The 18955-nt window shown below is 66.0% G+C and carries 13 protein-coding genes; 4 read left to right on the forward strand and 9 right to left on the reverse strand.

The window, feature by feature from the left end; all coding sequences use genetic code 11:
* Positions 1–64: 64 nt before the first annotated feature.
* A complete protein-coding gene (locus AB4074_RS06025; RefSeq protein WP_441412545.1) occupies positions 65–1207 on the reverse strand; it encodes a fibronectin type III domain-containing protein in 1143 nt (380 codons plus the stop codon).
* Between the two features lie 832 nt (positions 1208–2039).
* Between AB4074_RS06025 and AB4074_RS06030 the strand changes: the two genes are divergently transcribed.
* Positions 2040–2345 (forward strand): hypothetical protein, encoded by a 306-nt coding sequence (locus AB4074_RS06030; RefSeq protein WP_441412546.1) that lies wholly within the window; start codon positions 2040–2042, stop codon positions 2343–2345.
* 43 nt (positions 2346–2388) lie between these two features.
* Here AB4074_RS06030 and AB4074_RS06035 read toward each other — a convergent pair whose 3' ends face one another.
* On the reverse strand, positions 2389–4014 hold the full coding sequence (locus tag AB4074_RS06035) for a phospholipase D family protein (RefSeq protein WP_441412547.1): 1626 nt from the start codon (positions 4012–4014) through the stop codon (positions 2389–2391).
* 108 nt (positions 4015–4122) lie between these two features.
* On the opposite strand from AB4074_RS06035, the gene AB4074_RS06040 reads away from it, so the two are divergent.
* Positions 4123–4980, forward strand: coding sequence for a phosphatase PAP2 family protein (locus AB4074_RS06040; RefSeq protein ID WP_441412548.1), 858 nt, complete (start codon positions 4123–4125; stop codon positions 4978–4980).
* A 71-nt stretch (positions 4981–5051) separates the two neighbouring features.
* Entirely contained in the window at positions 5052–7175 is a 2124-nt protein-coding gene (locus AB4074_RS06045; protein ID WP_441412549.1) for a phosphocholine-specific phospholipase C, read from the forward strand.
* 655 nt (positions 7176–7830) lie between these two features.
* Here AB4074_RS06045 and AB4074_RS06050 read toward each other — a convergent pair.
* Positions 7831–8286, reverse strand: coding sequence for a GNAT family N-acetyltransferase (locus tag AB4074_RS06050; protein ID WP_441412550.1), 456 nt, complete (start codon positions 8284–8286; stop codon positions 7831–7833).
* Positions 8287–8320: 34 nt separating this feature from the next.
* A complete protein-coding gene (locus AB4074_RS06055) occupies positions 8321–8863 on the reverse strand; it encodes a GNAT family N-acetyltransferase (protein ID WP_441412551.1) in 543 nt (180 codons plus the stop codon).
* 458 nt (positions 8864–9321) lie between these two features.
* Between AB4074_RS06055 and AB4074_RS06060 the strand changes: the two genes are divergently transcribed.
* Complete coding sequence (locus tag AB4074_RS06060; protein ID WP_441412552.1) at positions 9322–9777, forward strand: hypothetical protein; 456 nt, start codon at positions 9322–9324, stop codon at positions 9775–9777.
* A 189-nt stretch (positions 9778–9966) separates the two neighbouring features.
* Here AB4074_RS06060 and atzF read toward each other — a convergent pair whose 3' ends face one another.
* From atzF to AB4074_RS06085, 5 genes are read right to left on the reverse strand one after another with little or no spacing between them, the layout of a single operon-like run.
* On the reverse strand, positions 9967–11892 hold the full coding sequence (atzF, locus tag AB4074_RS06065) for an allophanate hydrolase (protein ID WP_441412553.1): 1926 nt from the start codon (positions 11890–11892) through the stop codon (positions 9967–9969).
* Positions 11889–15581 carry an urea carboxylase gene (gene uca, locus AB4074_RS06070; RefSeq protein ID WP_441412554.1) on the reverse strand — a complete coding sequence of 1231 codons (3693 nt, stop codon included), beginning with the start codon at positions 15579–15581 and terminating at the stop codon, positions 11889–11891. Before uca ends, atzF begins: the two co-directional genes overlap by 4 nt.
* Positions 15582–15583: 2 nt before the next feature.
* Entirely contained in the window at positions 15584–16273 is a 690-nt protein-coding gene (locus AB4074_RS06075) for an urea amidolyase associated protein UAAP2 (RefSeq protein ID WP_441412555.1), read from the reverse strand.
* Positions 16270–17175 (reverse strand): urea amidolyase associated protein UAAP1, encoded by a 906-nt coding sequence (locus AB4074_RS06080; RefSeq protein ID WP_441412556.1) that lies wholly within the window; start codon positions 17173–17175, stop codon positions 16270–16272. The genes AB4074_RS06075 and AB4074_RS06080 overlap by 4 nt, the downstream gene beginning before the upstream one ends.
* 41 nt (positions 17176–17216) lie before the next feature.
* Entirely contained in the window at positions 17217–18731 is a 1515-nt protein-coding gene (locus AB4074_RS06085) for an amino acid permease (RefSeq protein ID WP_441412557.1), read from the reverse strand.
* Positions 18732–18955 lie beyond the last annotated feature (224 nt).

Raw genomic sequence — 18955 nt, forward strand, 5'->3', positions numbered from 1 at the left:
CCACCCCTTCCGAGGCCGCGACGCGGAATTACCCACTCCGCTCGCGGCTTCCGGGCGGGCGCGGCTAGCGTCGGGTGATGGAGGTGCCCCCTGTTGGCGTCCAGGTGATTCGGCCGCCTTGGAAGTCCTGGGCAGCACCACCGCAACAAACGGAGTACTCATTGCTTGTGGGATAGCCGAGCTCGCCGTTCTCCCATCCCTGAGCGGCGTATGCATCGCGGATGGCGCCTTTGTTCACGTGCGCGCCGGTGGCCGGGGACCAGTAGATCGCCCCGCCTTGAAACGACTGGTAGGCGCCGCCGTCGCGCAGCCCCTTTACCTCATTGCCCGTGGGGTAGCCCAGCAGGCCGTTCTCCCATCCCTGTGCCGCATAGGCGGAGCGGATGGCGCCCGCGTTCACGTGGGCGCCGGTCGCCGGCGACCAGTAGATCGCGCCGCCTTGAAACGACTGGTAGGCGCCGCCGTAGCGCAACCCTTTTACCTCGTTGCTCGTGGGGTAGCCCAGCAGGCCGTTTTCCGAACCTTGAGCGACATACGCAGAGCGGATGGCGCCCGCGTTCACGTGTGCGCCTGTGGCCGGTGACCAATAGATCGCCCCGCCCTGGAAGGACTGGTAGACGCCGCCGCCGCGGATCGGTCCGACTTCATCGGAGGTGGGGTATCCGAGGGGGCCGTTCTCCCATCCTTGAGCCGCGTAGGCGGATCGGATCGCACCCTGATTGAGGTGGGAGTAGGTCGTCGGCGACCAGTAGATCGTCCCCCGGCTGTAGTTGCGGTAGGCTCCACCGAAGCGCAAATTGTCTACCTCCCAGCCGGTGGGATCACCAAGAAATGCAGGACCGCCGAGGGAAAAGTAGTAGATGTCGATAGGAGTCAGGTGGAGGGTGACCGAATTGCTGGGTGGCGACGGCTGTGACGTACCGGCGCTGTTGGTGGCCGTGGCTGTGAAGCTGTACGTGTAACCGTTGATCAGACCTCTGACCACGCATGAACCCGATGCCCCGGTGATGGTGCAGGTGGCGCCGTCGGGGTTGGCGGTCACGGTGTATGAATCCACGGCCCCGCCGGAAGACGGCGGGGAAACGGAAAGGCTGGCCGAAGAGACTCCGTCCACGGCTGTGGGGGCACCGGGTGATCCCGGGGGCATGAGACCAGCACCCATCCCTATGATGCCGGTCGCCGCCATGGAAGCAATAGTCGTCGTCATGAATCCAAGACGCATCAAACGCCTCGTGAATTCCCGGGTCCTGATCAATATTGAAGTCACTTTAGACGCACCCATGTAGCGACGCCCGTGCCGCACCCCGAAGCCCGCCGGCGGCAAGCCCATGGCGATCATAGGGCGCGGAAGCGAGCTCCCGCAACGAGTCTCCGCGTTGCTGTTCCAGCTGGGCTGCTGGTCTTACCCTCCGAGGCGGAGCTCCATGAAAACGCTGCGCGCGGACGACGGCGGGGCCTCCCGCCGTCGTTCCCTGCGTTTAGCGGCGACGCCGCTCAGGAGTACCACTGCCACTCAGGCGGTTCCCAGCCCGAGGGAACCTGATGGTTGTCCTTCGTACCGCATTTTGCGCAGCTGTAGCTCGCCGACGGCGGCCGCAATCCGCTGCCATCGGCTGCATAAACCGCCGGAACATACTCATGAAAGGTCAACGGAAACCCAGGGCCGCACTGCCCGCAGGCTGGCACCCTTGGCAGCGCTGCGGGGATACAGGGCCGATGGGCGGAAATTCGATGTCCAGCACGAGCAAGCGTCATGTTTCTCCCTCACGTCTTCAACGGTCGGGAATCGGCGCCGGCCACATCCCGAGTTCAAAGTTCACGCCCGGGCGCCCGCATCGTGCCTATGAACCCAATGGGGCAGCCAGCGGGTAGTGGGTCAAACCCTATGCCAGGATTCCCTGCAGGGCCATGGGCAAGCCGGAAGAGATGGTTCGCAATCAGTTAAGCCGCTAACGGAAGTAACTGTTGCCTGCGTCACATCCTCCGTTTAGTCTTTGTTCCGGGCCGCAGCGTCGCGGTTCCTGATCGGAAGAGGACTCATGACCGAAAAAATCCGGCTTCTCGTAAAAATGGACATCGATGGTGCCCAGGTCCGCATCACAGCCCATGGACGGCTAACCTCCCGGAGCCTCCACGCCCTTTACGTAGTCGCGAGGAGGGCCAACGCCCTTATGCATGGCCTGGCCCTCGAAATCGACGTCAGCGGGGCCAACGTGGACCCGGCGGCCATGGAAGCGCTCCGCCGCTGCTCGCAATCCCGCCGTCTTCCGGCCCTGATCGATCCCCAACAGTCAGATGTCAACATCTCCGTCCGGTCATCCGCAGACGCGGTGATGGCCGCCTGAATCCGGCGGCTATGAACGTGGTGGGCGCTTCGACCCAGCTTGCCTAGAACTTGGTGGTGCCGCGCAGTCGCCGGGGACGGCCGTCCGGGTCCACGACGAAGCGGCTGAGCGGATCCGCCCACAGACGCTGGAGGGCGGACACGGGTTCCGGCGTGTGGTGCCGCACGTTTCCGGTGGGGCGGTGCGAGCGGCGCCCGGTTTCGTGCCAGTTATCGAGGGCGTCGGCGCTGGTCTTCCACAGCTTTAGCCCAGCCGCCGGGTCGTGAATTCGGGGATCGTCATGATCCAAGCCCAGGTGTTCGGCCCAGAGTTGGAGCCGGAGCCCGCGGGCCAGCGGCCCGGAAGCGGCGTGGCCGTTGTCGGTGCCGGGCGGCTCCCCGTTCTCGGCAGTGGTGTCGGCAGTGGTGTCGAATACGGCGCAGGTGAGCTCGCTGTCGGTGGTCCAGGACCGGCGGTTGAAATTGTCTGAGCCGCAGGTGAACCAGATGTCGTCGATAATGCAGATCTTGGCGTGGACGTAGATCGGAGTTCCGGAGCTGTTCTCCAGGTCGAACACGCCAACCCTGTCGGGTGCGACCTCGCGCAACAACTTGAGGGCGCGAAGTTGCCCGATCCGGCTTGCCGGCCCCGCAAGGGGGCCGTCGGAGTCGGGGTAGCGTGGCACGACGGCGATCACGTTCAGCTCGGGGTTCCGCTCAAGGGCCTCTGCGATTCCGGCTGCAACTTCTGTCGACCATAAGTACTGGTCCTCTATGTAGATCAGCGAGCGGGCGCGGGCGAAGGCTTTCGCATATCCGCGGGCAACGCTGCGTTCCCCTTCGGGCGCGAACGGGAACGGGGGACGTTTAACACCGTAGGTTCGTAGTAGTTGCACGGCATGGGGTCCGGCCGCAGGCGGCGGCGGTGCAGCGGCCGGGAGCGGTTCGGGGTGCCGGGGCATACGGGCCAGGCGTTGCAGCAGCATCCGGTACGGGGTGCGTCGATCCAGTGGATGGGGGTCGTTCCACCGTTCAGCGAACACCGCCAGTACATCCGCGACCACGGGCCCCCGCAGTTCGAGTGCGGCATCGTGCCACGGCGGACGTTTCCCGTACCGGGGATCCATGGTCACCGCTTGCGGGTCTCCCGCATGGTCGGCGTCGTCCCTTCGGCTGTGGGAAAGGTCGAGCCCGCCGATGAACGCGACATCCCGTGACGGATCGTCACGACGGCGGATGACGAACATTTTCTGGTGATGGGAACCGAACAGGCGGACACGCTGATCCAACAACACTTCTCCGCCGGCGTCGTTGATCTTGCGGCTCAGGAGCTCGTTGGATCGGCCGCTCATCGGGGCTGATACCCGCTCTCCGTGGGATCTCCAGACAAGGCCCCGCACTTCCACGCCCTCGCGAGCCAACCCTGCGAGCAGGTCCCCGATCGTCGGTCCGTCCGCCAGCAGCCGCTCGTCGGCGTCGCCACGCCAGTCGGTGAACCACACACGGTCTCCCGCCCGCAGTGCAGTCAGCTCCTCATACAGTCGGGCAAAATAGCTCGCTCCATGAATCAGGGGCCGCACAAGGTTGCCCTCCGACCACGCCGGAGACCCGGCACCGCCCGCGTGCACCTCCGTGGCCAGATTCCCCCGCTCAGCACGACTCAGGAACCACGTGCCAGCATCAGTGTCCACTCAGTGCTCCTTCCGGGGGGCGAGGCCAATCCTCTGGGGTCCGGTCTTCAAACAGCCTAGAAGGTAACCTTACTGATCAAATCAATTCACGAGGTGAGGCGGAAGACAATGGGCGTTCATCCCCAAGGCACGTCGGACGAAGACTCAGCCGGAGGCAAAGGCGAGCTTGCCGACGACCGTTTCGTCGGTGACGCTGACCTGGCCCGGTGGAAGTCCCCCGCTGGTAGGTGGCTCGCCTCCCGTGCACAACGCCTCAGTGCCCGTCTCGGCCCGTACGGTGCGCTGATCCTGATCCTCGCTGCTGGAGCCGCAGTGGCATCACTGCTGGCCTTCGCGACCGGCGGAGTGTACGAGGCCGTGACCGAAGCAGATGGCGTGTCCGCCCTGGACCACCCGGTCCTGGAGGCAGCGATGACCTTGCGCAGCCCCGCACTGGACGCCGCCGCCACGGCCTACACCGATCTGGGCGGAGGAATCGTGATGCCGATCCTGGCCGTGATTGCCACCGCCGTACTGGTCCTGCGGCGCCGCTCCTGGACGCCGGCGATCCTCATTGTGACCGCTGCGGCCGGTTCCCTCCTCATGACCATTGCCGGCAAGCAGCTCATCGGCCGTGCCCGGCCCCCGCTCAGCGACGCCGTGCCGCCCTACGAGTATTCCCCCTCGTTTCCCAGTGGGCATTCGCTGAATTCGTTCGTGATCGCCGGAATCGTCGCCTACCTGGTCATCCTGCGTTGCCGCTCCCGCCGGGCCCGTGCCTGGACAGTGACCGCCGCGGCCCTCTTCGCCCTGACCATCGGCCTAAGCCGGGTGTTCCTGGGCCACCACTGGCTCACCGATGTCCTGGCGGCCTGGACGCTCGGCGCCGCCTGGCTGGTCCTGGTCATTACAGCTCACCGCCTTTACCTCACCGCCCGAAAGACTGAAAAGCTCAATCACTCCCGGACGGAGACTCCAGGCCGATAAAAGCCGGCTCCGACTTGCCCCCTCCCGCATGTTGCCCAAAGTTTGCTTTTCCTGCACTTAGCTTTTGCCTGATGCTGGAAGAGTCGGGCGGGGGTTTTGTCAGCAAAGCCAAGCACCGGGAGCAGCTCATGTCAGGTCTCAACCGTCGGCGTTTTCTTCAACTATCAGGGGCCACCGCGGCGAGTGCCGCAATCGCGGAAATGCTCGGCGAGAGCATCGCGCGCGCCGCGACCATTCCGGCCAACCGTGCCACCGGCTCGATCAAAGACGTCGAGCACGTAATCGTCTTCATGCAGGAGAACCGCGCCTTCGACCACTACTTCGGCACGCTCAAGGGCGTACGCGGGTTCGGTGACCCGCATCCGGCCATCCTCCCGAGCGGGAAGGACGCGTTCGCGCAGAACAACGGAACGCGGGACATCCTCCCCTACCACCCGACCGCGCCGGATCTCGGCATGCAGTTCATGGAAGACCTCGACCACTCGTGGAAGCTCACCCACGAGGCCTTCAACGTGGGCAAATACGACAAGTGGCTCCCCGCCAAGTCCGAGGCCACCATGGCGTTCTACGAACGCGGCGACGTCCCGTTCCATTTCGCCCTCGCGGACGCGTTCACGATCTGCGACCAGTACCACTGCTCGTTGCTCGGCCCCACGGACCCCAACCGCTACTACATGTTCACGGGCTGGGACGGCAACGACTACAAGGCCGGCGGCCCCGACCTGTGGAACGCCGAGGTCGGCTACTCGTGGAGCTCGTACCCCGAGGAGCTTGAGAAGGCCGGCGTGAGCTGGAAGGTGTACCAGGACGTCGGCGACGGCCTCACGGCTGCGGGCTATTGGGGGTGGACGGGCGACGCGCACATCGGTAACTACGGCGACAACTCGCTCCTCTACCTGACGCAGTACCAGAACTCGAAGCCCGGAAGCCCGCTGTACGAGAAGGCGCTGACGGGCACGAACGCGAAGGCCGGCGACGACCTGTTCCGCATCTTCCGCGAGGACGTCGCGGGCGGGAAGCTCCCGCAGGTCTCCTACGTCGTGGCCCCCGAGGCGTACACAGAGCACTCGAACTGGCCGCCGAACTTTGGAGCCTGGTACACGGCGAATATCCTCAACATCCTTACCTCCAACCCGGACGTCTGGAGCAAGACGGCCGTGTTCTTCATGTACGACGAGAACGACGGCTTCTTCGACCACGTCGTCCCGCCGCACCCCAACACCCCGCAGATCCCCGGCGCATCCACGGTCTCTACCGAGGGCGAGTGGTACGACGGCCGGATGACGTTCTCCGGCATCGCCGATGCCCCGGGCCACTACGGTCTCGGCGTGCGCGTGCCGATGCTCGTCGCCTCGCCGTGGAGCATGGGCGGGTGGGTCTGCTCGGAGACATTCGACCACACGTCGATCGTGCGGTTCCTCGAGTCCCGCTTCGGCGTGAAGTCCCCCAACATTTCGCCGTGGCGCCGCGCGGTGTGCGGCGACCTCACGAGCGCATTCGACTTCTCGGCGAACGCGAACGCGGGCGCGGCGCCGGCCCTGCCCGACACCTCGGCATTCAAGCCCGCGGACCACAATCGGCACCCGAGCTACGTGCCGACGCCTCCCGCGGTCAACTCGATGCCGCCCCAAGAAAAGGGCACGCGCCCGTCGCGCCCGCTCGGGTACGCGCTCGACGTCGCGGTCTCTGTGGCCAGCGGCAAGCTCTCCGCCCACTGGTTGAACGCCGGGAAGCTCGGCGCACACGTGCAGGTCCGCTCGAATCTCCTTCCCGCGGGACCGTACTCGTACACGATCGGCGTAGGCGCCGCCCTCGACGCGTCGTGGACGCTTGGCGCCGAGTACGACGTGCAGATGCACGGCCCGGCTGGCTGGTACCGCCGTTATGCGGGCACGACGGCGGCCGCGGACATCCGCGCGACCGTCACCCGCGACGGTGTCTCCGGCCACGCACAATTCCGGATTGAGAACACTGGCGCGGCCGCGGCCGCCCTCACGGTCACGGACGCGTACGGCGCCGGATCGCAGGTGCTCGCGCTCAACCCGGGCCAGGCCAAAACCGTGGTGATCCCCACGCAAGGCGGCTGGTACGACCTCGAGATCACCGCCGCGGCAGATCCGAAGCTCGTGCGAGTCCTCGCAGGGCGCCTCGACGACGGCCGGGCTCTCACGTCCGACCCACAGTTGGGCCGCTGAGGGGCGGTCGCCCGCCGTCGCCCGCTGTTCTTCACCCCGCTGCTTCACCCCGCTGCTTCACCCCGAATAGAAGCGCTCCGACAGGCGCGCAACCCCAAAGGACAACACCGCGGCCAACTACCACGGCGTCACGTACCCGAGCCTGCCCAACTACCTCTCAGCCATCTCGGGCAGCTTCCAAGGAATCTGGGACGACTGCAAAGCGGGAGCGAATGTCACGTGTGCCCCTGAAGAGTTCGTCCCCGGTTCCAGCGACACAAGAGTCACCGGCAGCTCACGCCAGAACAGGCGGCCAGCGCCGCCGCGACTCCGCATATGTTCTCCGGCCAGACCATCGTCGACCAGCTCGAAAACAAGGGACTGAGCTGAAAGGCACACATGGAGAACCTCCCTAGCACCGGCTCCCAGGTCGAATACGCACCCACAATCGGCTCCACCACGGTCAACCTGTACGCCCAGAAGCACAACCCGTTCATGTGTGGCACCTCGGCTGTCTGGCGAACCCCTGCTCGCCCACTACGTCGGGCACGTTCGAGGAACTCTTCCGCCCCTAAACCCTTTATAGCGTTCAAGAGCTGACGACCTGCCCGCACATTCCGTGCGGGCAGGCCGTCCGGTTATCCGGCGAGGCGCCGTAGTCAACGAGCCCAATCGCTTATCGGGACGCCGCGAAGAGAGTGAGCTCAGACCGGCCGTCGTCGGCGGTCACGCCGCGAATCTCCGAGAATCGGGCGACCGGTTGGAAGCCGAGAGCATCGTGCATTCTGATGGATGCCGTGTTGTGTTCGTTTGCGAAGTAGTGAGCGACCGACGTCCGGGACCAGATCCATTCCAACCTCGCCAGGGTGAGGGCAGAACCGACCCGTCGCCGTCGAAACCCCGGAGCGACCACCATGCCCCCGAGATAGTGGCCTGCGGGCGAGCGGCCTTCCGGATCCGAGTGGAAATGCGTCTTGGCTACGCCGATGACCTCACCTTGTGTGACCGCCACCAAAACGACTCTGTCGCTCCTTGGCGCGATCATCTCGCTGGTCCAGCGTGTTCGCGCGCTCGCATCACAGACCGCATTCACCTGCCCCAGGTCATCGAGGGTGCATTCACGAATCTGCATGGCGATAGCGTACTCGCTCAGCTCGTGGACGATCCTAGTCGTGAAGGACCACTTGGTAGAGGTTGTGGTCTTGCCATTTACCGGTAATCTGCAGGTACCGCGGTGCCATACCAATCTGCTGGAATCCGGCCTTCAGCAGCACCCGCCGCGAGCCAACGTTGTGGAGGAGAGTGCTCGCCTCGATGCGGTGCAGTCCGAGTTGGTGGCGCGCCATTTCGACAATCGCCTGGACCGCGGCGGACGCCAGTCCGCGGCCTGCATAATCGCTGTCCACCCAGTAACCCATCCTCGCGCTCTGGAAGGGACCGCGGACGACTCCTGCTACGTTGAATCGGCCGACGAGTCTATCGCCGTCGAACAGTCCGAACGTGTGCCCTTCCCCTGCCTCATGCGCGACGAGGCGGCTGGCAATGTCCGAGGACTGCCAATCTTCGGTGTAGTACTCCTCGGGCCGTACTGGCTCCCAGGGTGAAAGGTAGGCACGGTTGCGCACATATGCGGCTGCGAGCGCAGCCGCATCATTTATGCGCAGTACGCGCATGCTGACGCTTTCACTAAGTTGGCGCGATTCAATCATCGATCAACACTAGATCCAAATACCGCTCCCGGCCCAGAGTCCGGGCCCGTTGATGATCCGGCTACCTAGGCGGAGGGTGTCTCCAAGCCGTCAGTGCCGATCTGTCCGCGGGAGGGCTTCCCGATTATGCGATAGTTTGCGGTAAGAACGGGGATGCATCATCCGCAGCGGGGGAAACCAAGTGACCCACATCTGTCGACACACCTCAGCTCTGGCTCCAGGCGATGTTCCGGCCGACGTGCCCGCATGAAGGCGGGCACTCTCCGGGAGTCGATGATGGAAGCGGCCGCTGGTCGCTGGCTCAGCGCCTCCGACTTAGTCGCGGTCGCACGGAGCACTGGTGTTCTTTCGGATCATCGGCGGGCTAGGGAATTCACCATCGAGGCGATCAAAGAGCTCGTTTCCGAAGGATTATTGGTTCCGGGAGCATTCGGAACCGGCCGGTACATGCCCTGGTCATGGGCATATTTCTGCTAATACTCCCGACCGCAATCACCCTCGTACTCAGGAACGAGCTTGGAGACTATGGCAGAATCCGGAAACTGCTCGCCTCCGGAGCCCAGTGGCGGCAGGTCGAGGTCACCGTCACACGGAAGACCGCCGGCCGAGACGGCGTCACTATCCGGCTCGAAGGGAAGGACCCCGGAGGAAACCGGCGCTCGTTCTATATCTTGTCCCGATTTGTAAGCCCGATCGGCCCCGCCAGTAAAGGCGACAAAGCCAGCCTCAAGCTAATCGCGGACGGCAAAGGGCGGGCACTCATCCAGCGACCCGATAACGGCCGAATATGCGTTGCGCGCATCAACAGATCGAGCTGGCCGCAAGGTTGGGGCGACCGGCAATTGTTCGGGCGCACCGCGCAACTCCGTGACAAGGACCGAGGGCACGGAAAGACCGCGCAGAAATCTGATTAGGGTGAGTCCCGCACTCGAAAGTTCAAATGGCCACGGCCGAAATCAGTAAACCCGAAGCTCAAAGCCACAATTGAAGCCCCCTGTCGGATTCGAACCGACGACCCCCGTGAGCTAAAGGTGAGTCGGTCGCAATGGCCGGAGAGCCCCGTTACACGAAAACGTCGCGGCCCACTCGTCACAGTCTCTTGCTTAAACCCTCCCCCGCTGCAGCCCCCTGACAAGTGCTTGGCCGACCTCGCGCCAAAAGACTCGCCCGGCCGATCCCCGTTCCGGTTCCGGCGCAGCGCCGGCCAACGATATCGAGCCGGAGCCGGCCGCCTGGGCTGCCAGCCAGTCTCCAAAGTGGGTAATGTCCTCACCCCGGGACGCTGCGACCGCGTCGCACGCGAAGCCCACCGCCCTCGAACCATCGCTCAGCAGCACAGAGCCCAACAGCATGGGTTCGGGCAACTCTGCGAGGAAGGAGCCCAGGGCCGCCTCGGAGAGCAGCCATCGCTCAGCGGCGAGTTCGGCGCCGTCGTCGGACCGGACCACGCCGGGCTTGGGCGGCCGAGTGTCCAGCGAGACCATCCGGTACCGGGCCGCCGTCCTGACCGGACCGTCCCAGAAGGCACCGCGCGATTCCAGTTCTGTGACCAACGGCTGGCTCTTCCGGTGCGCGCCGACCACCACCAAGGGCACGACGGCGGCCCCCGCCGTCACGGGCCACGGCACCCCCGCCGAGGAGACACACGCCGGCGCGGCGCCGGTCGCGAAGAGCTCTGGCCTAGCCGGGGTGTACTCGATGCGCCGCGCGATGTCGGCAACGACGGCGTCGTCGAACGTCCGGCCAACCACCGTGAGGCCGAACTGCGATACCGACGTCGCCCCGTCGTCGTTTGCGCTGCTGTCCTCCACAATGCCGGCCGGAACAGCTACGGCGCACAGATCGAACAGGTTACAGAAGTTCGTGTAGGTGCCCATGCGCGAATTCACGCATACCGGATCCGCTGCGACCTCTGCCAGCGTCGGATGGAACGGCGCCGTCGGCACGATGAGGGCATCGAACCCTTCAAGTCGGGACATCGCCTCGCGCTTCGGCTCCTCCAGCGCCGCAGTGTCCGCCACATACTGGTGGGCGGGCAGGCGGCCGGCCTCGCTGACGATGCTCGCCACGGTCGGATCCAGCCCGATGCCGGCGGCGGCGTCGCCGGAAAGCGCGCCGTCGATGAAACTCCCGACGGCGGCGTAGCGCTCGGCGACCAGCGCACCGTCGTAAAGCAGCCGTGCCGCCTGGAGGAAGACATCCAGTTCGATCGGCTCGGCATCCACGCCGCTGGCGCGCAGACGCTCGATCTGGACCCCGAACTCCGCAGCCCAGGCGGGATCCAAAGCCGGGAGGTCCGCCGGATAGGCGACACGCGGCCTCGATGGCGAGGCCAATCGGATGTCTGTCGGCCACGTCCGGCCTTGCCCGGCCATGATGCCCATGGCCAGTTCGGCGGTGTCCAGATCCCGGGCGAGGATGGTAACGGCGTCCCAGGACCGGCAGGCCGGGACCACACCGGCGGTGGAAACCACGTTCAATGTCGGTTTGATGCCGACGATCCCCTGCAAACCGGCCGGAACACGCCCGGAACCGGCGGTGTCTGTGCCGATGGCGATATCCACGAGTCCCAACGCCACAGCCACTGCCGAACCTGAGCTTGATCCCCCGGAGATCCGGTCAGGCCGCCGCGAATCCCGGACTGGACCGTAGGGACTCCGCGTGCCCACCAGTCCTGTCGCGAACTGATCGAGATTGGTTGCGCCCAGTACAAGCGCTCCTGCTTGACGCAGCCGTGCTACCACCACGGCATCCTCTGCCGGTTCATAGCCAAAACCGGGGCAGGCCGCTGTCGTCGTGATACCGGCGACGTCCACGTTGTTCTTGACCGCCAGCAGGAGCCCGGCCAGCGGCAGTTCGGAGCCGGATGCCACCGCGGCGTCGATGCGGGCCGCTTCGGCCAGCAACTCTTCCTCTCCGCGGATTTCGATCCAGATCTCGGGCCGGTCCACCGCGTCTAGGGCGGCCAACGCGTCCTTTACGCGTTTGGCGGCGGTGGCCGTGCCGATCATTGTCTCCTGGGTGGTCACGCTGCTGCCTCTTCCAGTTCGCGTTCGCTCACTTCGTCCGCGCCTGCGAGCACCACAAGTGCTTCGCCGGCCACCACTTGGGAGCCGGCGGTCGGCAGGACTTGGTGCACCACGCCGTCGCACGGTGCTGACAGGACGGTTTCCATCTTCATGGCCTCAAGGGAAACCAGTGGCTGTCCCTGTGTCACGCGGTCTCCAGGTGCGACGTCCACCTTCCAGACGCTGGCGGCGAACGGCGCTGAAACGAGCGTTCCGCCGTCGGGAACCACCACTCCGCCGGCGCCGGGAACGGCGACCGCGGCCGCGACTTCCGCACGGTCAAACTCGCCGGCATCCGCCCAGGCCTGACGCTCCACCGCAAACGCCCCCGCCTGCCGCTCCCTGAAGAGGCCGATCGATTCGCGGTTCTCCTCCAGGAACGCTTCGTGTTCGGCGAGGGAGAAGGTGCCGTCCTCGATCTCGACTCCCCGGCCGCGGCCGGCGGCCATGTCGGCGCGGAGGTCCAGCAGCTCTTCGGGGCTGACGGGGTACCAGGAGATCCGGTCGAAGAAGCGCAGCAGCCAGGGCGATCCGGGTTCGAAGGGTGCGGAGTCGGCGTAGCGGGACCAAACCTGCGTGGTGCGGCCGACAAACTGGTAGCCGCCCGGGCCTTCCATGCCGTAGATGCACATATAGGCCCCGCCGATGCCGACCGCGTTCTCAGGCGTCCACGTCCTGGCCGGGTTGTATTTGGTGGTGACCAGCCTGTGCCGCGGGTCAAGCGGCGTGGCCACGGGCGCGCCAAGGTACACGTCGCCGAGGCCCAGGACCAGGTACTCGGCGTCGAAGACGGTGTCGAAAACGTCATTCACCGAATCCAGGCCGTTGACGCGGCGAATGAACTCGATGTTCCACGGGCACCACGGGGCGTCGTCCCGGACACCGGTCATGTAGCGTTCGATCGCCTCGCGCGTGGCGGGGTCGTCCCAGGACAGCGGCAACCGGACAGTCCGGCTCGGCACGACGAGCTCGGAACTCGCGGGCAGCGCGGCCACGATCTCCTGGACGAAGCCCAGCAGCAGCCTGGTAGTCAGAATCGACGGATCCACCTTGATCTGCAATGAACGGATCCCGGGCGTAAGGTCCACCACTCCGGGGACGCGGAGCTGCTCGATGTGCTGGTGCAGGGCATGGACCCGCGCGCGCAGGCCGAGGTCCAGCACCATGTCGCCAAATTCCACCAGGAGGTTGTCGTCTCCGGAACGGCGGTACGTGACTGCGGGCCGTCCTTCGGCTTCGGGTGCGCGGCCCAGCACTCCGTCGTCGCCGTCGCCCTTTAGCGTCCCGGCATGCCCGACGGCGGCTAGGCCGTCTGTGCGGGAGCCCGCGCCACCTGGCAGGATCAACTGCCGTCCCGGTCCAAGGTCCTTCGCCGACGGAGCCTGGGCGTCCGTCACCGCCACGAAGCGGACCTTATCCCCCGGACGCAACTGGCCGAGCTTCCAGCGTTCTCCGGTCACCACCGTCACAGGGCAGACGAAGCCGCCGAGGCTCGGACCGTCAGGGCCGAGCAGGATGGGGGTGTCGCCGGTGAAGTCCAGGGCGCCCACGGAGTAAGGGGTGTCGTGGATGTTGGAAGGGTGGAGTCCTGCCTCGCCGCCGTCGGTGCGTGCCCAGCGTGGCTTGGGGCCGACCAGCCGCACACCTGTGCGGGCCGAGTTGAAATGCACCTCGTAGTCTGTCGCGAAGAGTTCGTCGATGTCTTCGCGCCGGAAGAATTCCGGGGCGCCGTGCGGACCTTCGACCACCCTCAGTTCCCAGCGGGACGTGAGGGTGGGGCGGCTCTCGGCAGGAACCGGCTGCAAAGGCCTATCCGCCGGTAGCTGGTCGGCTGTGCGCAGCACGTCACCGGCGCGGAGCACGCGGCCGCCGTGGCCGCCGAACTGGCCGAGGGCGAACGTGGAGGCGCTGCCAAGGTAGTGCGGGATGTCGAGTCCGCCTTGGAACAGGACATAGCCTCGCAAGCCGGCCCCTTCGGCGGAGCCGATGTCCAGCAGGTCGCCCGGTGGAACCGTGATGGGTTCCCAAGCGGCGACCGCGGAGCCGTTGACTGTGAGCTTGACGTCGGCTCCGGTCACGCACACGGTGGTGGCGTGGGTGAACCGCAGAGCGGGCCCCGCCATGGTGAATTCCAGGCCCGGCGCGCCCTCCGGGTTGCCCAGGGCCTTGTTCCCCAGCCGGAAGGAGAGATCGTCCATCGGACCGCTGGGCGGTACGCCCACCTTCCAGAGTCCGGTTCTGCCCGGCCAGTCCTGCACGCTCGTCTGGAGGCCGGGGCGTTCCACGGTGATGCGGGGTTCGGGATCGCCCACGGTGTCCAGGGTTCCTGTGGAATGGTTCGCAGCCCGAACCACGTCCAGCCCGGTCACTGCACGCAACATGCCCAGGTTGGTCTCGATGCCGTCGATACGGGTCTGCTCCAAGGCCTCGGAGAGGGCGTCAAGCGCCGCATCCCGGTTGTCTCCGAAGGTGATGAGTTTGCCCAGCAGGGGGTCGTAGTTGGTGGACACCTCGCTGCCGGTCTCCACCCACGCGTCAACCCGCACGACCTCGGGGCTTGGGTACTGTGCGTTGGTGACGGTTCCGGCGCTGGGCTGGAAGTTGTGGGCCGGGTCCTCGGCGTAAATGCGGGCTTCCACCGCATGCCCTGTCACCGGAACGCTTTCCGGGACACCCCCGAGGACGGGCCGTGCCTGGGCCAGGTTGAGCATCCACTCCACGAGGTCGACGCCGGTGATCGCCTCGGTTACCGGGTGCTCCACCTGGAGCCGGGCGTTGACCTCGAGGAAGGAGGCTTCCTGCCGGAGGGGATCGTAGACGAACTCCACCGTCCCCGCCGAGCGGTAGGCCACCGAGGCGCACAGGGCACGGGAGCTGCGGTGGAGCTCTTCCCGGAGGGCTGCCGGCAGGTCCGGTGCAGGGGCTTCTTCCAGCACCTTCTGGTGCCGACGTTGCAGGGAACAGTCGCGGTCTCCGAGGCTTACGACTCGGCCTTCACCGTCGCCGAAGATCTGCACCTCCACATGGCGGGCGTGTTCGATGTAGCGTTCGGCGAACACTCCCGCGGTGCCGAAACTGGAGTTCGCAAGCCGGGCCACGCGGGCGTAGCTTTCCGTCAATTCTGCTTCGTTCCGGCACACAGCCATGCCAATGCCGCCGCCGCCGCCGGTAGCCTTCAGCATCAGCGGGAACCCGATCTCCCCAGCGGCTCCGATGGCCGCGTCGAGATCCTCAAGCAAGCCGGACCCGGCAATCATCGGCACGCCCGCCCGCTGCGCCGCCTCCCTGGCGGTGTGCTTGGTCCCGAAGATCCGCAACTGTTCGGGGGTCGGGCCGACGAACACCAGGCCCGCGGCTTCCACAGCCTCGGCGAACCCGGCATCTTCGGAGAGGAAACCGTAACCGGGGTGGATGGCGCCGGCGCCGGTCGCGGAGGCGCCTGCCAGGATGGCGTCGACCCGAAGGTAGGACTCCTTGGCGGGTGCCGGTCCGAGCAGCACGGCTTCGTCTGCGAGGCGAACGTGCTTCGCGCCGCGGTCCGCTTCGGAGAATACTGCGACGGTCCGCAGCCCGGCTTTTCGGGCGGACTCGATGATTCGGCAGGCGATCTCGCCGCGGTTGGCAATGAGCAGGGTGTCGAAACGGGTCACGGTTAAGCCTCCGGGCGGGTGACGATCATGCGCACGGGCGTGGGGTTGAAGCCGTTGCACGGGTTGTTGATCTGGGGGCAGTTTGAGACCAGGACCAGCACGTCCGTTTCCGCGCGGAGCGCAACGCGTTTGCTGGGAGCGGATAGCCCATCCACGATGCCGAGGGCACCGTCTGGATCGACCGGCACTTTCATGAACCAGTTGATGTTCGAGACGATGTCCGGCTTCCCCAGGCCCCATTTGGAGCCTTCGATGAGGAAGTTCTCTACGCAGGCATGCTGTTCGTGGGTGTGATGGCCGTAGCGCAGTGTGTTGGATTCCTGGGAGCACGCTCCGCCGATGGTGTCGTGGACACCCACCTCGTCAGCCTCCACGGTCATCAGGGCGTCGCCGTCGTCTGAGCGGAGGACGGACCCAGTGGTGAGAATGATGGACTGTTGGGCGGCAATCGTGACGGCGGCAGAGTAGCGGGTGGCGACGTCGGCGGCCGAGTAGAGGAGGCAATCAACGGCCTGGTTGCCCTCGAGGTCCACGATGGTCAGGACATCCCCGGCTGTGACCACGGCCGACCACGGGCCGCGTGCTTCGACGTGTTCGTCAAGGATGACCCGTCCGGAAACCAGCGCAGCGGAGTGGGCTTCCGGCAGGCGCTGGGCCTCCGGCAGGGAAACTGTGGCAGCGGCGGGGTTCATGCGGAGGTCCTCGCTTTGTGGTCGTGTTCGGTGTTCTGCAGGGCCAGGAGGTGTTCGGGGCCCGGTTTTAGCCCAAGCGTGTGATCGAGCCCAAGTTCCCCCGCGGCGAGGGCCCGGAGGTCCTGCGGCGCCTGCCAGGCGACGATGTCCACGGCGCTGCCGGTGAAGGCCGGGCGGGGGTCGAGGGGATGGGTGGTGTTGGCGAGCACCAACACCAAATCCATGTGGAGCAGGAATTCGACGGCGGTTCCCGCGCCGGCGCTGCCGCCGAAGCGGATGCCGCCGTCGGCGTCTACAGTGATGCCCTTAAAGAAGGACACCGACGGCGGGAGCTCCCGCCGGCTGATCCCGTGCTTGAGTGCGCCGAGAGTCAGCAATTCGCGACCGGCCGGTGACGCGCTGTGGGCGCTGCCGGCACCGTATTTCGCCTCGTTGCCGGCCCGGTGCGTGGTGCCGGTGAGGGCGTCGTGCCGCCCCGAGGAGTCGACGACAACTGTGGCCATCAGCCGTCCAGCGTCGGAAAGCAGCGGGTGGCCCGGCCCGAGGTAAGCCTGCCAGGGCACCTTGACGGTATCCGCGACGTTGATCCGCTCGTGGTGGGAGCCGCCCCGGAAGAGAACCGCATGGACGCAAGCGTCGCCGTCGGTGTCGGTCAGCCGGATCCGCGTTCCTCGCGCAAGTTCCATGTGCGTGTAGCGGCCGAAGGCCAGTGACTCGGTCCACGTGGTGGCAGCAAGCTCCCGGGCGTCCAGCCCGGCCGTCAGCCGTTCCGGGGCCGATGCGGCGGGCACGTGGATCATGTTGTCGGCGGTTCGGCCGTGCTGCGAGCGTGCGTGGGCGCGGGCGCCTGCTGTCGTCGCCGTCCCAACGGCCGTTTCAGTGGTTTCGAGGGTCTGTGTCATGTCAGTTCGTTTCTGCGTGGCGGTTTCGTTTGGTGTCGGCGTCAGTCGGCCGGGGTGAGGTCGGCGGTTTTCCGCTTTCGTACCCAGATGCCCAGGAGCAGCACAGCGCCTACCATCAGCGGAGCGGAGAACAGCAGGAGGCCGTTGTCGCCGGTGGGGTCGTAGACCTCGGGCCGCGGCCAGGCGAGGTTCACCACCATCAGGGCGCCGTAGAGGACTGCGAGGATGTTGACCGGAAGCCCCCACCGTCCGAGCGAGAACAGTCCCCCGGGCATGGTCTTGCCCGTGCGGTCCCAGTCTCCGCGCAGCCGGTTGATCAGCAACGGCACGGTGACCAGCAGGTAGGCGAGGTAGAGCATCACGATGCAGACGCTGCACAGCGTGGTGAACAGCGCGGCGTTGCCGATGTTGATGGCCAGGACGGCGACCGCGAGAAGACCCACGATCACCGAAGGCCACAGCGGGGTGCCGCTCCGAGGGCTGACGGCGGACAGTGCCGCCGCGGCGGGGAGCTGGCGGTCGCGGGCCATCGAGAAGACCAGGCGCGAGCCGGCGGTCTGAATGGCGAGGGTGCACACGAAGATGGCGATCGCGACGTCGACCAGCAGGACCTTGCCCCAAAAGGTCCCGAGAACGGCGGTCAGCACGTAGGGCAGCCCTTGGCTGGCCAGGTTGCCGTCGTCGAGGCTCGGGGCGGCCATCAGGGCGCCGATGATCATCAGCCCGCCGCCGAGTCCGGAGATAAGCAGGGCAGAGATGATGGTGCGCGGCGTGGTGTGGCGCGGGTTTTTGGTCTCTTCGGACAGCTCGCCGGCGGAATCGAAGCCGACCATGACGTAGGCGGCCATCAGGCCGGAGACGAGGAACGCGCCCACCGGGCCGAGGTCGGAACCGCTGACAAGCTGCGTGTTCTGGACAACGTCGGGGCCGCGTTGCGCCACGGAAACGAGCGCCAGGATCACGGCGGCCACGCCGACCAGTTCGCAGGTGACGCCGATCGAGTTGATATGGGACATCAGCTTCACACCGACGGCGTTGATCGCTGTGGTGGCGACCAGCAGCAGGGCGCCGAGGATGACGGCATTGCTCGCCCCGGTGACAGTATTCAGCGCAGGGTCGCCGCCGACGAGCTGGAACCCGTCCCAGAGCTGGGGAAGAACAACCTGCAGGGCGATGGCGGCCGCGGCGGCGGTGATCACCTGGGCGGTGGACATGAACCAGCCGGCGAACCAGCCGACGGTTTCGCCTCCGACCCGCCGCGACCACTGGTAGACGGCCCCGGAAATCGGGTACCGCGCAGCCAGTTCGGCGAAGTTCAACGCCACAAGCAACTGGCCGACGAGGACGATCGGCCAGGTCCAGAAAAAGGCCGGCCCGGCAAAGGAGTAGCCGAAGCCGAACAACTGGAAGATGGTGGTCAGGATGGAGACGAACGAAAAACCCGCGGCAAAGGAAGCGTAGCGGCCAAGTTTGCGATGCAACGACGGCTGGTAGCCGAGCGACGTCAGGTCTGCATCGTCGGCGTGGGCGGACGCCGTCGAGATGGTGGTAGTCATCGGTTTCTCCGTGTCTGGAACGGGGGGCTGGTGACGACGGAAGCGGGAAGGCTCTGACGGCCGTCCGCAATACCGGTCAATTGATAGTTTTCCAGTGGGATGTCCCGCTTCCGTTTCGCTGATGTAAAAGCTGGATGACGGCGCATTTCCGGCATGTGAACATAAACTCACCTGAGATTGGCGCGGCCCGAGGACGACGGAATCGGGCACGAAGCCGCCTTCGG

This window comes from Arthrobacter sp. 2MCAF14, assembly GCF_052115645.1.
In the GTDB taxonomy this organism is placed as follows: domain Bacteria; phylum Actinomycetota; class Actinomycetes; order Actinomycetales; family Micrococcaceae; genus Arthrobacter.

Excerpts from the sequence above, each read along its gene's own strand:
- AB4074_RS06025 (WP_441412545.1), bottom strand. The coding sequence starts at position 1,207 with ATGACGACGACTATTGCTTCCATGGCGGCGACCGGCATCATAGGGATG.
- AB4074_RS06030 (WP_441412546.1), top strand. The coding sequence starts at position 2,040 with ATGACCGAAAAAATCCGGCTTCTCGTAAAAATGGACATCGATGGTGCC.
- AB4074_RS06040 (WP_441412548.1), top strand. The coding sequence starts at position 4,123 with ATGGGCGTTCATCCCCAAGGCACGTCGGACGAAGACTCAGCCGGAGGC.
- AB4074_RS06045 (WP_441412549.1), top strand. The coding sequence starts at position 5,052 with ATGCTGGAAGAGTCGGGCGGGGGTTTTGTCAGCAAAGCCAAGCACCGG.
- AB4074_RS06050 (WP_441412550.1), bottom strand. The coding sequence starts at position 8,286 with ATGCAGATTCGTGAATGCACCCTCGATGACCTGGGGCAGGTGAATGCG.
- AB4074_RS06055 (WP_441412551.1), bottom strand. The coding sequence starts at position 8,863 with ATGATTGAATCGCGCCAACTTAGTGAAAGCGTCAGCATGCGCGTACTG.
- AB4074_RS06060 (WP_441412552.1), top strand. The coding sequence starts at position 9,322 with ATGGGCATATTTCTGCTAATACTCCCGACCGCAATCACCCTCGTACTC.
- AB4074_RS06075 (WP_441412555.1), bottom strand. The coding sequence starts at position 16,273 with ATGAACCCCGCCGCTGCCACAGTTTCCCTGCCGGAGGCCCAGCGCCTG.
- AB4074_RS06080 (WP_441412556.1), bottom strand. The coding sequence starts at position 17,175 with ATGACACAGACCCTCGAAACCACTGAAACGGCCGTTGGGACGGCGACG.
- AB4074_RS06085 (WP_441412557.1), bottom strand. The coding sequence starts at position 18,731 with ATGACTACCACCATCTCGACGGCGTCCGCCCACGCCGACGATGCAGAC.